This window comes from Flammeovirgaceae bacterium SG7u.111 (genome assembly GCA_034044135.1).
In the GTDB taxonomy this organism is placed as follows: Bacteria; Bacteroidota; Bacteroidia; order Cytophagales; family Flammeovirgaceae.
Map to the genome: position 1 here is coordinate 138,969 of CP139021.1, position 15,117 is coordinate 154,085.

The window sequence follows — 15,117 nt, forward strand, 5'->3', positions numbered from 1 at the left end:
TATACTCACAGTGCCTGATAATTTGTTTTTATATAAAAACCATATAGTAGAAAAAAGATATGCGTCAACTTAAGATCACACAAACCATTACCAACCGGGAAAGCCAGTCCTTGGAAAGATACTTCAATGAAATTAGCAAAGTTGACTTGCTAACTCCAGAAGAAGAGGTTACACTGGCTAAAAGGATTAAACAGGGTGATACTGCTGCGCTGGAAAAACTTACAAAAGCAAACTTGCGTTTTGTCGTTTCGGTAGCGAAGCAATATCAAAACAGAAATCTTTCCCTCAATGATCTTATCAATGAAGGAAACCTTGGGCTGTTGAAAGCTGCTCAAAAGTTTGATGAGACTCGTGGTTTCAAGTTTATCTCCTATGCAGTTTGGTGGATTCGTCAGTCTATCATGCAGGCGTTGGCTGAGCAGTCTCGTATTGTAAGGCTCCCGCTTAACAAAACTGGTGCATTGAGCAAAATCAATAAAGCATTTGCCGAGCTAGAGCAGCAATTTGAGCGTGAACCAACCGCTGAAGAGCTAGCAGGTATTTTGGAGATGGATTCTCACGAGATCACAAGCACGCTAAATGCAGGTGCTAGGCAGATTTCAGTAGATGCGCCTTTCCAAGAAGGAGAGAGCAACTCATTGCTTGATGTGATGGAGAACAAGAACATCGATACTACTGACCAACCAATGGTTTATGAAGATTCATTGAGAATCGAGACCGAAAGGGCGCTGTCTAGCCTTAGCGAGCGTGAGCGTCAGGTAATCAAGATGTCGTTTGGTATTGGTGTTGATCACCCGCTTTCTTTGGAGCAAATAGGAGAAATCTTAGACTTGACCAGAGAGCGTGTAAGGCAGATCAAAGACAAGGCGATCAAGAAGCTTCGTACTTCTAACAGAAGTAGGTTGTTAGCTGAATATTTAGGCTAGTAAAACAGGTTTACTAGATAAAGTAAAAGCCCGACCAATCTCAGATTGGTCGGGCGTTTTTGTGTAACGAAGTCATTTTGCATGTTTACTAACATTAGTTGTAATTACATTGATAACTTGCTTCTTCATAAAAATGTGCAACTTTTAGATTGAGTAGCTGGCAAAATGTAATCAGGGATTTCAAGTTTTTCGGGTAGGTTTGTAAGGACACAAAACCCGGGAGGGGTTTCATAATTGTAGTAATTTTCGATTTTACATTTACAACACCTACGGCGTATTTTTAAGCTTAAATCATTGGGCTACAATTATGGAATCCCTCACGGGATTCTTTCCATAAAGAACAGAAGATTTTTTGTCAATGACTTACAAGGAGGGTTTAGCCAAAAGTTTAAATCCGTTTATAATGAAAAGCAGGTTTGGGCTCGCAAAGGTGAGAGCAATATCAGCAGGTACAAATAGGAAGATGGTTATATAAGAAAAAAGGGTCTACCATTCTCGGAATGGTAGACCCTTAATGTATATAAGCTTAGTTTCCTTTACTGTTTTAAAAACGACTTGGTGAAGCCTTCTCCTTCTACAAACAGCTTGAGGATATACAAACCGCTACCCAATTGGCTAGGGATATCGATTCTGTGCTTGGAAAAGCTACTTTCTGATGTCAGTTCCCCAGTTAGAACAACTACTCCTTCGCTTGAATAGATAACATATGGAATAATTGAATTTGGTGCTACTCCCATTCCTTCTACAGTGAAGTAGTTAGAGGAAACAGGGTTAGGGTAGATGTTGAAGTCTATTCCACTAGCCGCTGCTACTACGGTTATTACCTTGGAAAGCTCTGTTGAGCCATCAAAATCGACTTGGGTAAGGCGGTAATAATTGACTCCGAGATTCGGGCTAGTATCTTGAAAGGAGTAAACAATCCTAGTATTTGAATAACCTTCACTGTTTACCTCGCCTATAGTTTCGAAGGTACGACCATCTAGTGACCGTTCTATCAAAAACTTATCGCTATCATATTCTGAAATAGTAGAAAAGGAGAGTTGTACTCTATCTTCTTCAAATTTACCTGAAAAGCTTTCTAGCTCTACAGGGAGAGGTATAATGCCTCCCCCGCTTATTTCATTGACAAAGTTATATAAAGGAAGGTCATCTGATTGTAGTTCTGATTCTGTTTTCGAGGCGTCCTCAGGGTCACAAACAGCGGTATTATATGCATCACAACCATTTACTGTTCCCCCTCCTCCAGAAGCAGCAGAAGTACTTCCGTAAACATACAAATCATTATCATTCTGCACTGTACCATTTTTAACTTCTAAATCTTCAGTAACTACCATTCTACCATTATTCCCTAGATCAAAACTTCCTAATACTGTAAGTTTTCCAAGAATTATTAAGATGCCATTACCTGAGACATTTAATGCAGCGCCTGACCCAAGGGTCGCATCTCCGTTAATTACCAATGTATCATGTACATTGATTACAGGGTTGGCATTATTTATAGTTAGATCACCACTGACAAGTACATAACCATAAATATCTACAGTTCCAAGGCGATTATGAGTTGTTGGATTTCCTGGGTTTACAGGTGCAGGATCATATGGATTACTATCATTTGGAATATTCCAAGTACTCGCATCAGCCCAATTTATAGATACTGGAGTATTATCTTGGGAAACATAGTTAAATTGCGCACTAACCTGCCCCCACACAAGCATGGTTATACATAGTATTAGGCTGCTTTTTAGCAATTGAAATTTCATTGGAGTCAATTTTTGTTTAGTTTATTAGTTTAGCTAGTTGAGTTAGTCGAGGATTACTTATTGGTTGGAGTGTTTTTTCATACAAAAAGCCACCTCTTGACTTTCAAATAGCCAATCTGTTAAAAGGATGGTTACGAAAACCATACCTCAGCTATTGGAATTGTTTGAAATTAGGGATGACTGTTGCCTGTAAAACGGCATTATTGATGGATTATATATTCTGATAATGTTAATTAACAAATATTTTTTTGGATTATAACATGAGGATTTTTACCTCCTGTTGTCCTCGTTTTCCATCATGGAGATATAACTTTTGTAGCGGGGGATGGCTATTTTACTTTGTTCTACGGCTTCTATTACTGCACAGCCAGGTTCGTGCAAGTGGGTGCAATTGTAGTATTTGCAGTTTTTTTGATACTTTTTGATTTCTGGAAAAAACATTCCAAGCTCAGCTTCTTCTACATCCATTATTCCCAGTTCTTTTATTCCCGGGGTGTCTATTAAAAAGATTCCGTTTCCCAAAATGAACATTTCGGCATAGGTGGTGGTATGAACTCCCTTATTGGCAAAGGAGGAAATTTCCTTGGTTTCCTGCTGGGCTTCTGGCACAAGTGTATTGATAAGGGTAGATTTTCCAACCCCTGAATGCCCTGCTATGAGGGATTTTTTGCCTTTCAAAACTTCGTAAAGCTCGTCCATCCCATCTTTATTGAGGGCGGATATGTGCATGGACTGGTAGCCTAATGAGCGGTAGAGTTTTTCATATTGTTCTTGGTATTCTTTTTCGTCTTCGTCCAGTAAGTCGTGTTTGTTGAATAGCACCAAGGCTGGAATTTCAAAAGATTCGGCAGAGACCAAAAACCGGTCGATAAAACCCGGAGAAGTGCGAGGTTGCTTCACTGTTGCCATTACTATGGCGAGGTCAATGTTGGCGGCTATCACATGTTTGTGCCAGCGCTTTCTAGTCGATTGCCTCACCAAGTAATTTCTCCGCTCGTGGATATCCATAATGATCGCAGTATTTTCTTCTTCACTTTCCACTTCAAAATCAACGTAATCTCCCACGGCCAGTGGGTTGGTCGATTTTATCTTAATCTTGCTCTGTTTGAATTTACCCCGCAACCTTCCTTGGTAAACCTTTTGCTCGCTAGTGCCTTCGCCCTGCAAAACTTCGTACCAAGAACCTGTCGATCTGATAATTAATCCTTTTTCCACATTACTGCACTTTAGTTGATGGAGATAAACTTTTGCTAAAAGCGATTACTTTTTCGGTAGCGCCCACATTTTTTCTAACCAAGTCAAAACTTGCTTTGGCTGCTTTTCCCCAAGCTTTTTCGTTCTCATAGAGTTCCGAAAATTGGGCAAGGAAGTCCTCCCCATTTTTGATGGAGAAACCGCCGCCGCAGTCGATCAGGTCAAAAGCCTCTTGAAATTTAACATATTCTGGTCCAAAAAACACGGGAACGCCGTAAGTTGCCGCTTCCAGCGTATTGTGCAAGCCTTGTTCGAAAGCCCCGCCAATGAAGGCAAATTCGCCGTATTGGTACAGAGAAGATAGCATCCCAATATTATCAATGATCAAAATTTCGCTGTTGGCCACCTCGTCTATATTTGCCTCTGAGTAGCGAGTAGTTTTATATCCTGCAAAAGCTTTTTCCACTGCTTTTATGTTGCTTTCCCCAATTTCATGAGGGGCAATGAGCAGCTTGAGTGGTTGTTCAAATTGCTTGTACATTTCGGCGATGGCCTCAATATCTTGCGGCCAGCTACTGCCAATTACTAAGGTTTTTACCCCATTTTTAAAGGCTTTCGCCAATGGAATTTCTTTTCTTTGGTCAAAAACTTCTTTCACCCTGTCGTAGCGGGTATCTCCCGATTGGGTTGTGTTTTCTATTCCTATACTTTTGAGCAACTCAACAGAAGTTTTATCTTGCACAAAAAAGTGGCTGAAAAAATGGAGGGACTGGCGATAAAAGCCTCCGTAAGACTTGAAGAATAATTGCTCTGGCCGGAAAATAGCCGAAAAGGAAATCAGTGGAATGTTTCGTTGATGAATAGCTTGTAGGTAGAAATACCAAAATTCATATTTGACAAAGAAAACTAAAGAAGGGGAAATGGTTTCAACAAACTTTTGGGCATTCGCAGGTGTGTCGAGCGGAAGGTAGCATACGTAGTCTGCTTGGTCGTAATCTTTCCTTATTTCATAGCCGCTTGGCGAGAAAAAAGTGACCAATAAAAAAGTGTTGGGAAATTCTTCCTTGTATTTTTCTATAACAGGCCGGGCTTGTTCGAACTCACCAAGCGAGGCGCAATGAAACCAAACCGTTTCTTTTGTATTTCCCGCAAGTGCTTCCTGTAAATTAGCTTCCCATCCTTTTCTCCCTTTGGCAAAAAGCTTTGCTTTTTCATTGAACAGAGAAAGGGTTCTCACCAAAAAACCGTACAGACCAATTCCGATCCTATATAGTATTTTACCCATTTTTTAAAATTCAATTGTGCTGCAATTTTACGAAAATCTCTTTCCAACTTTCTATTATTCTTGTGCTACTTCCTTATAGGTATACATTAAATAATGGAAACGAGGCTTTCCGCTTTCGTGCAGCGCTTGGTAAACTAGAAATAACCAGAGGCAAAAAGCTTTTTCACCAAGTTTTTTTTGCTTTTTGGGGGAACGATGTTTGGTGATTTGCCTATGCATTCTGATATTTTGCCTAAGCCACCACCAAAATGTTCTGCGCACCTTGTCTCGATATCAAATGGGTTTTTCCATCAATTTCCAGTTCTAAAGAGCCGTCATATGCTATTTTGTCCACAATTTTGATATGGATGCCTATGCTAATGCCAACCTTGTCGAGGTATTGCAAAAATTCCGAGCTGCTGTCGCTTACCGTCACTACTTTTAGGTCTGTTTTCATGGTTGCTTCCGAGAGGGGAAGGGTAGGGAGCTGTCGCACTTTCCCTTCGCTATCGGGGATAGGGTCTCCGTGCGGATCGTACTTGGGGAATTCCAAAAACCAATCGAGCTGTTCGATCAACCTTCTGGATTTTATATGCTCCAACTGCTCGGCAACTTCGTGAACCTCGTCCCAATTAAACTTCATTTTTTCCACCAAAAAAACTTCCCACAAACGATGCTTCCTTATGATCCAAAGAGCGATGGATTTTCCCTCTTCGGTCAGAGTCACTCCTTTATATTTAATATAGTTGATGAGGCTTTTTGAGTCCAGTTTTTTGAGCATATCGCTCACAGATGCTGGTTTGGTACTCAGCATATCGGCTATGGCATTTGTGGAAACGGCTTCGTTTTTCTCGGAAAGGTGGTAGATCACCTTTATATAATTTTCCTCCGTATGGCTAAGCTCTATCGGTTGGGTCATCAGTTCGCTGTTTTGGTCATGTTGTTTGCCGAGGGCAAGGGGCAAAAATAAAATGATAATATCGGAAATTAACTACGATTGGCAAAACTTTGCTCAAAACCCAACACTTTCTCCACTACGTCCAGCAGCTTTTCCTCCTCGCTTTTCCAAGTTGCTTCCTGCACCTGTCCATTTGGATAAGGGTCAAGCTCCTGCACCTGTCGGAGAAACTGTTCAATATCTGGTTGGTTGAAATTTACGGTGATGGCGGCATGGTAAGGTGCGGTCAGTTTTTCCCATAGCTCGTTTGGTGGAATTAGCATCGGCACGGCAAGTGCAAGGCATTCATAGAGCCGGGTGGGAATACAGCTTTCCGTGCTTTTATTCGGCTGATAGCTTAAAATAGCGAAATCACATGCAGCTAATAGTTCCATCAATTCGGAGTGGGCTATAAGCGGTTTTCCTATTTTAAGGCGAATAAAAGTGTGTTCCTCGGCAAGGGAAATTAATTCCATTCTGAGGTCATTTTCTATAAAATGCCCGGCAATGGTGAGAGCCGCTTTTTGCCCAAATTGGTTGAGGGCAATTACAAGTTTTGCAGCTTCTAAAGCTCCATAGGCTTTGGAAATAGTTCCTGTAAAGGCAAATTTTATTCTTTCAGAAGAACCGGTTTTTCGTTGTTCCAACTGGCTTATTCTTTTGAATTTATTTTCCACCACCGTCACTTTTCCTTTGGTAAAACCAAGCTCATCGGCGTAGCTTTTTTCCGCTAAAATATAATGACTGGCAAATGGCTTGCTTACCCATTCTACTCCGCGAATCCCAAGGGCTATTAGTTGCTTAAGCGGGGTGGGGTAAATAGACTGGTAAAGGAGGTTTTTGAAATAATTTTCCCTAATATCATAGATAAATGGTTTGCCTTTCAGCAACCTAAATAAAACAGCCAGCGGTAGTAGTTCTACGGCATGGATAATGAGCAAGTCTGGTTGGATTTGCAGAAGTTTTTTCCAAATAAAATTTGAGGACTTTGCTCTTCCCAAACTTTTTCGTCCTCTGAGCGGTAAAGGATGGAAAGTAACAGCGTTTAGGCAAGTTGGCTTTTTGGAGGAAAAGCCAATGAGGTGAACTTCATAATGTTGGCTTAAACTAAGGGCAAATTTCTCGAACATTCTGGAGTCGTCAAGAGGCTTCAATACCGAAGCTAACATAATTTTTTTCTTGCCCTTTCCCATTTTATCACTCCTATTTTTCTCCTTTTAAAGATGAATATGCCACAAAATTGATACTATTTTGCCAAAAACACTAGTTCTGATTATAGATGAAATTATTTGACACCTAATTCAACCTTACATGGCTACTATTACTTGGAACAAAAAATCACATTCTGTCGGTATTCAGAAAATCGACGACCAACATAAACAATTATTCCTTATAGTTGAAGAATTAGATCAGGCGATTAGGGCTGGTCGTGGAGAGAGAGTGCTCCAAAATATCATTGACAAACTGTTTGCCTATTCAAGCTACCATTTTTCTACCGAAGAAAGAATTTTTAGGCAGTTTGGGCAGAAAGAGATTCAAAAATATCAAGAGGCTCATGAAGAATTTCAACAATGGCTTATGCAGGTAAAAGAAGAGCTAGAAATAGGTGATAAAGATGTAGCTATTGCTGTTTTCAATTTTTTGAACCATTGGCTTCAAAACCATGTGGTTGGTAGGGATAAAAGTTATTATTCGAGGTTAGCCGAAAGCAAGACGATGGCAGAAGAAAAGTAAAAAACTTGTAGGAATCGAAATCAATACTATAAATTAGCAGGTTCTAGGCAGAGCCTGCTTTTTTTGTGCACAATTCTTTTATGTAAACCTTCCACACGTTGATCAATACTCTTTACCTTTCTTACGACGGCATGACTGATCCTTTGGGGCAGTCGCAAGTAATTCCCTACCTCGAAGGACTCACAAAAGCGGGGTACAACATCACCCTTATTAGTTTCGAAAAAGCAGAACGAGCCAATCGTACATCAACTATTGCACAGCGCCTAGAAAAGAGTAATATAGACTGGAAGCCTTTGAATTATACCAAACGCCCACCAGTTTTATCCACCCTTTGGGATGTTTACAAACTAAGAAAAACGGTAACTGCTCTTCATAAGAAAAAGAATTTCCAGCTCGTTCATTGCCGAAGTTATATCACCGCCTTGGTAGGGCTATGGCTAAAGCGGAAATTGAAAATGCCGTTTGTGTTTGACATGCGCGGCTTCTTTGCCGACGAAAGGCTAGATGGGGGAATTTGGACGCTGGAAAGCCCTATTTTCAAAAAGGTGTATGAGTTTTTCAAAAAGAAAGAAATCGAGTTTTTTTCGGAGGCAGACCATTCCATTAGCCTGACCCACAACGGGGCGAATATTATCCATTCTTGGGAAAAAATAAAGAACCAGCCAATCCCCATCGCGGTCATTCCTTGCAGTGTAGATACTGAGCTTTTTGATGCGAAAAATATAAGTGAAGAAGCACAAGAAGAGCTTCGAAAAGAACTTGATATTTCAGCAAAACAGCAAGTATTGTCGTATCTGGGCTCTATAGGAACTTGGTACATGTTGCCCGAAATGATGGCTTTTTTCAAAGTGTTGGTTGAAAAACAGCCCAATTGGGTATTTTTCTTTATCACTGCGGAAGACCCTACAATGATTTTGGAAGAGGCTGAAAGGCAAGGCGTATCTCCCGACCATTTCCGCATCAAGCAAGCTGAGCGAGAACAAGTACCACTCATGCTTTCCCTTTCCGATGCATCTCTCTTTTTTATCAAACCTGTTTTTTCCAAAAAAGCATCTTCGCCTACCAAGCAGGGCGAAATGATGGCGATGGGAATTCCATTAGTTTGCAACCGAGAAGTAGGCGATACGGACTACGTGGTAGAAACCTACAATGCAGGTTTTTTGACAAATGATTTTTCTGAAGCAGCATATGCCGAAGCCGTGGAAAACCTTCCAAAAATATTGGCACTTGACAAAACCGAGATTAGAAATGGTGCTATTGATTTTTATGCCTTGAGTAAAGGTGTGGAAAAATATAGGAAGGTGTATGAAACCGTTTTGGGGAAGTAATAAATCATTGCTATTTCTTCAAATAAAAGCTGAAAAGCTTAGCCCAACCCTCTATTAAGTTCCTCACCAATAAAAAAGAAAACCACCCTGCATGAACAGGATGGTTTTGAGACAAATAACAGAAATTTCAGGAAAAAAGCCAGACAGGTTTACTGCCCCGACTCCTTACATCCCTACGAGGGGATCTTTATTGCTTCACTACCTTTTTCACAGCCATTTGCTGATCTTTAATTACGTGAAGTATGTACAAGCCAGTTGGCAATGTGCCTAGGCTTATGCTATGCTCGTTTGCAAAATCACTCTTAGTGAACTGATCAAGTTGGATCAATTGGCCTGATTGGTTGAACAACCTCAATTCGTAAGTACCACTTACATTGTTTTCAAGGCTGATAGTCAATTGGTCTTGTACTGGGTTCGGGTATACCGATATATTGCTAAGCTTAAGCTCGTCTTCAATTCCAGTCACTTGGTCAGTTGTCATAATGATTTGAGAAGAAGTTACCGATACAAGGGCATAGATTTCTTCTCTATTGAATTTGATTTTCACCTCACTTGTAGTTTCTTCTACAGGAGTACCTTCATAATCGGGTTTTACAATGTACGTTCCTATTTCAAGGTTTTCGAAAGTGAATGATCCATCTGTGCCTGATGTCACAAAGGCTACTAGTTCGCCAGTTGTTTTATCGTACAGATAAATGTTCACACCTGAAAGAGGATCACGTCCACTTGGTTTGCCAATTTCGCCATCTATGGTTGAGTAACCTGCAGTCGGCGCTGGTTTTGCCATCACGGTGATCACTCCAAAGCTTTCATCTGCATTGGTCAACGCTTCTACACTAGCATCAGTTAAGAGCAATACATCGCCGTAGTAAGTAGGCAATAGGTCAGTTGCTGTTGCCGTAACTTTTACTGTGTATTCGCCAAGCGGCAATTGCTCAAAAGTAAAGGTGTCTGTTTCAACCAATGTTTGTTTGGAAATTTCCTCGTACTCTCCTTTTCCAAGTTTTTTGTAAAGGATTACTTCGCTTTCATTTACAGCCTCGCCACCAACTTTGGCAAGCTTGCCACCAAGTGCGTACGTATCGCTGATATCTCCAACTAATATGGTGATCTGCTTAGAGAAACTGGCTCCTGCCGCATCTTCAACTTTTACGTTAATAGTGTATTTAGGAGAGTCTTCATAGTTGAGTACTACTTTTGTTTTCAGTTGGTTGCCGTCTATTTCGAACAAGTTGTTGTCATCAGAAGTGCCTGTGAGTGAATACGTATGGCTGTCTGTAGCATCCTCGTCTGTAGTAGAAAGGTTGCCCACTACTGCGCCAATTGCAGCATCTTCGGCAACTACATTATTGCTAAGGTTTAGGCTAGTTGGCGCATCGTTAGCATCTTTTATTTTCACTATGAACTGCTTCTCTATAGTACCACCATTGCCATCGTCAGACTTCACAGTTACTTTGTAGCTTGTTTTTGTTTCAAAGTTGAATACTGCTTTGGTAAGTAGCTTGTTCCCGCTAAGCTCGAAAGAAGCATTGTCATCAACACCATCAAGAAGCGAGTACGTGTGGCTATCTTCACCATTTTCGTCTACTGTGCTCAACGTACCAACTTCAGTTCCCTCAACAGCATTTTCTTCTACTGTGAAAGAACTCAAAAGAATGTTGGTTGGTTCCTCGTTGAGGTTGACTACATTGATAGTGAAATCCTTTTGGAAAGTACCATCGTTGCCATCGCTTACAACTACCCTTATAAGGTATTGATCTTTTGTTTCGTAATCGAAGTTGCCAGACTTGGTGAACAAAGAATCGTTTGATATTTCAAACTCACTGTTGTTGGCAAAAAGCTCAGGCAAAGTATATGTATGCTCATCGTCAGCATCTTCATCTTCCGTACTAAGTTTACCAATGAATGTTCCTGTTGCACTTCCTTCTTCTACAGTCATCCCGCTTAAAGCAATACTGGTAGGAGGGTTGTTAGCATCTATCACATTTAGCTTAAATGTTTGAGTAGCAGTAGCTGTTCCATCAGTAGCTTCTAGAGTGACCACATATTCTCCTGTTTGCGCTAAGCCAGGAGTTCCGCTCAATAAGCCGGTAGAAGCATCGAAGCTCAACCATACAGGGATAGAAGCGGAAAGCGTAAGGTCATCACCATCAGCGTCCGTTGCAGTGAAAGTATATTCATACAGAACATCTTTGCTAGCAGTGGTAATAGCTGCAGAAGTAATAACCGGCTTGTCGTTTACATTAGTTACTGTGACAGTAAATTCTTGGTCAACAGCATCGGCAATACCATCAGATACACTAAGAACTACATTGTATGGACCTTCTTTCACTTCTTTGTCGTCAGGATCGCCAGTTAGCTTGCCAGTAGCAGCATCAAAGCTCATCCAGTCAGGAATAGTAATTCCAGTGAAGCTCAATACCGCGTCAGCATCGTCGTCTTCAGCAGTAGCCGTGTAAGAATATGGTTGCTCTTCTGTTGCAGCAGTAACAGGAACAGATGTAAATGCTGGTGCATCGTTAGCGTTCACTACTACAATGGAGAAGCTTTGCTCAATCTCTACATCACCATCGGTGGCTTTCAACAGGACATCGTGAGAGCCTACTTCAGCATCATCAGGATTAGCGATGCTTTTTAGCTCACCAGTGAATTCGTTGAAGCTCAACCAGGTTGGCAAAGTAGGAGCAGAAAGCGTGATTTCATCGCCTGCATCAATATCTTCTACTTCGAGAGTATAAGCATAGGCATCACCTTCATTCACCTCGGTACTTGGAGTAGATGTAAACTCAGGAGCATCGTTTACATTGGTAACAGATACTTCAACATTTTGAGTTATTATGCTACCGTTTCCGTCATCTGCTTTTACGGTGAAAACAGTGTCGCCCACATTTTCGTTAAGCGGTGTTCCTTTTACTAAGTTTGGTGCTTCAAAGCTCAACCAGCCAGGTAAATTCTCAGCCGAGAAGGTAAGGTCATCACCATCATCGTCAGTTGCAGCAATTGTGTATGTAAACTCGATATCTTCCGTAGCCGCATCGGTAGTAGCCGATGTGAATACAGGGGCATCGTTGATATTACTTACGGTTACAGTTACTACTTGTGAGGTAATGCTATTTCCTTCGCCTTGCTGATCGTCCGCTTTTACAGTGAAAACAGTGTCACCTACATGTTCGTTGCCCGGCGTTCCTACTACTTTATTAGGGCTTACAAAAGTCAACCAAGTTGGCAAGTTCTCTGGAGAATAAACAAGAGCATCTTCGTCGGCATCAGTAGCCTTAACGGTATAAGTAAACTCAGTACCTTGTTCGGCATCGTCTGTAATAGGAGATACGGCTAAGTCGAACTCAGGGGCATCGTTGATGTTGGCTACAACTATAGTGAATACTTGGAAAGCCTCACTATTGCTTTCGCCTTCACCGTCATCTGCTTTTATGGTAACAGAAACATCTTTAACATCGCCGCTTCCAGGGGTGCCTGTTAGCTTTTTAGTAGCTGGATCGAAAGATAGCCAGCCTGGTAATACGCTTTCTATAGAGAAAGTAAGGTCATCTCCATCTGCATCTGTAGCTGCTACAGTATATTCATAATCATCGCCTTGGGTAGCGTTGGTAACAGGAGTCGAGCTGAATACAGGTTTTTTATTGTCAGTAACTACACTTAGTGTAAATGTTTGTTTAGTAGTGGCATAACCGTCAGTTACTTCTAAAACCACATCGTAATCACCCACCGCTGGTGGAGTACCTACCAATGTAGTATCTGTTGCCGTAACATCTACGCTTAACCACGCTGGACCTTCTTTCACAGACCATGTATGCTCATTGAGGTATTTATCTAAGGCCTCTAGTTTGTAGCTATACTCAGTGTTTTTTACAGTTACAGTACTTGGTACACTTTTAATCTCTGGTTTGGCATTTACATAAATGGCAAGATTGAAGAAAACAAATGTTTTTGTGTCACTAACTTTAAAACTGGCTTCGTGTTCACCTATTTGGGCACTTGTAGTCATTTTTCTTAACCTTTCACCATCCCAGCCGTCTTCACCAATCCAACTCGGTCTGTAATTATTTTGGAAGCTAACGACATCACCATCTTCATCAGTAGCAGTTAGCAAATAGTTAAGTTCTTCCCCCTCATTTACATAAACCTCTTTTTCAGAAGAGACTTCAGGAGGATTGTTATTACTTACACCCTCATCACAAAACCTTCTTCCTGTTCCGCCATTGTAGTGAGCAGTAATATTCATCATTCCAACAGCAGAATTATACACAGCCACTTCGTCGATACTTCCAGTAAAAGAAGTACCACCAATAGTTGAAGTTCCAATCAAAAAGTCTACTGGCGCATCAAAGTCACCTTCGTAAAGCCCTACAGTAGAGACTGACCCCCTCAATACTCCATCTACATACAGCCTATTTTGATTTACGGAAGCATCCCTTACGGCAACTATATGGTGCCAATTGCCATCGTCAACAAATACCCCAGTACTATTAATTTGCTTATTATTAACACCATCTTTTTCAAGTAATTGAAATGCTGCCGTACCATCTGGATTCATACCTACCCATATTTGCATTCCTTTAGCAACAGTATTATCAATTTTACCAGCAAACACACCTAAATTGGTAGTGCCTTCATCTTTCATCCACAACTCTATGGTAAAGCTTTCATCTTTTGTCCAATTAAACTCACCACCTGCGTTACTAACAGAAAGATAGTTTGAGCCATTGAAACGTGCAGAAGTTCTCCCTATTTTGGCTTCAACAGCAAGCGGCTCACCAGTTGGAGTAGCTACCAGTGATCCTATTGAGTCTGCATAAAACGCTCCGTCTCCCTCTACCAGTCCTTGATCCAAATGCCAATAATGCGCTATGCCTTCAGGACAGTCTTCACAGTCAACACAGTCACTTGGCGTTAAAATATTTGTTAAAGCATCGTACCACACATGTGCCATTTTTACATACCCGTCATCATTTGGATGTAGTTCATCATGGAAATCTCCATCATCGTAAGGAACAATGCCGTCTACTCTGTAGTCCAACCCTGCACCGTTTTCCATATCTACTAACACAATCTCATCGCCATCATTTGCCACCCTTTCTTGTGCCATAGTAACTACGGCTGAATTGAAATCTGTAATATCCGCACTTGCTGTGGGTGCCGCCTTGTTTATAATCAAAGCCAATAGCACAGTGACCTCGGTACTATTATCTGTTTCGTACCTATCTATTTCGTCCAATAATTCGCCTACTTTTTCAGCTCTGCTAGCAGGAGTCCCTATGCCTGAATCATTAGTGCCTATATGTAATAGCACATAATCGGCAGGATTGGCTGTTAATAAATCGTACACCTTTCCTGCAATGAAATCAATACTCATACCCGGATACCCCTCATTATCAATATCGAATACATCAGGATCACCTGCTCGTTGGCTACCCACAAAGTCGAAAGAATAACCGCCTTCAGTCAATAGACTATCCAAAGGTCTTCTGTAGCTTTTTCTATCTATATGAGGTTCAGGAGTTTTTGGGTGAGTATTATGATAAGTGTTATTATCATAAGTAATCGAATTGCCCAAGGGCATAATTCGGGTTTGGGCGAATAAATTACTGCCTGTTAGCAGGAGCATGGTGCAAAAAATCATACACCAAAGCCTCGCATTTTTTTGGATGTAAAGTTTCCTTTTCATTGTTGTTATTGTTTCTGTGTATTCATTTGTTTTTGGTCAAACATTCAATTTCTCAAATAAAAAGTCAGGTAAAAGATGGACACTCTTATACCATGAGCTTTTTTGGAGCAGGCATAAAAAATGAGTGCCATCAGGTTTACCCTGAATGAGCTGAAAGTAGAGACGGTGCTTAAGTAAAGAAGATTTTTTCAGAGGTTATCTGAGTAAGTTTATTTCCCTATTGGAATATTTATATCGTTTTTGTCGCAGATTACACTACAAGAATACGTCGTCTTGTTTAAAAGTGCA

General features: G+C 40.9%; 9 protein-coding genes. 3 read left to right on the forward strand and 6 right to left on the reverse strand.

Translation table 11 applies throughout. The annotated features are described in order from the left end of the window. Positions 1–59: 59 nt before the first annotated feature. Positions 60–926 (forward strand): sigma-70 family RNA polymerase sigma factor, encoded by an 867-nt coding sequence (locus R9C00_00625; GenBank protein ID WPO35954.1) that lies wholly within the window; start codon positions 60–62, stop codon positions 924–926. A gap of 536 nt (positions 927–1,462) precedes the next feature. Here the strand turns inward: R9C00_00625 and R9C00_00630 are convergent. From R9C00_00630 to R9C00_00650, 5 genes are all read right to left on the reverse strand, one after another. Next, on the reverse strand, positions 1,463–2,686 hold the full coding sequence (locus tag R9C00_00630; GenBank protein WPO35955.1) for a T9SS type A sorting domain-containing protein: 1,224 nt from the start codon (positions 2,684–2,686) through the stop codon (positions 1,463–1,465). Positions 2,687–2,956: 270 nt separating this feature from the next. Then, the gene (gene rsgA, locus R9C00_00635; protein WPO35956.1) at positions 2,957–3,901 is read right to left on the reverse strand and encodes a ribosome small subunit-dependent GTPase A; all 945 of its coding nucleotides are present in this window, start codon (positions 3,899–3,901) and stop codon (positions 2,957–2,959) included. A 1-nt stretch (position 3,902) separates the two neighbouring features. Then, a complete protein-coding gene (locus R9C00_00640; protein WPO35957.1) occupies positions 3,903–5,165 on the reverse strand; it encodes a glycosyltransferase N-terminal domain-containing protein in 1,263 nt (420 codons plus the stop codon). A gap of 232 nt (positions 5,166–5,397) precedes the next feature. Beyond that, on the reverse strand, positions 5,398–6,063 hold the full coding sequence (locus R9C00_00645) for a metal-dependent transcriptional regulator (GenBank protein ID WPO35958.1): 666 nt from the start codon (positions 6,061–6,063) through the stop codon (positions 5,398–5,400). Between the two features lie 68 nt (positions 6,064–6,131). After that, positions 6,132–7,250, reverse strand: coding sequence for a glycosyltransferase (locus tag R9C00_00650; GenBank protein ID WPO35959.1), 1,119 nt, complete (start codon positions 7,248–7,250; stop codon positions 6,132–6,134). 142 nt (positions 7,251–7,392) lie between these two features. Here R9C00_00650 and R9C00_00655 point away from each other — a divergent pair, with 142 nt between their 5' ends. Beyond that, positions 7,393–7,815 carry a bacteriohemerythrin gene (locus R9C00_00655; protein ID WPO35960.1) on the forward strand — a complete coding sequence of 141 codons (423 nt, stop codon included), beginning with the start codon at positions 7,393–7,395 and terminating at the stop codon, positions 7,813–7,815. 98 nt (positions 7,816–7,913) lie between these two features. Next, the gene (locus tag R9C00_00660; protein WPO35961.1) at positions 7,914–9,143 is read left to right on the forward strand and encodes a glycosyltransferase; all 1,230 of its coding nucleotides are present in this window, start codon (positions 7,914–7,916) and stop codon (positions 9,141–9,143) included. Between the two features lie 187 nt (positions 9,144–9,330). On the opposite strand, the gene R9C00_00665 is transcribed toward R9C00_00660, so the two are convergent. Continuing rightward, positions 9,331–14,829 carry a putative Ig domain-containing protein gene (locus R9C00_00665; protein WPO35962.1) on the reverse strand — a complete coding sequence of 1,833 codons (5,499 nt, stop codon included), beginning with the start codon at positions 14,827–14,829 and terminating at the stop codon, positions 9,331–9,333. Positions 14,830–15,117: the final 288 nt, after the last annotated feature.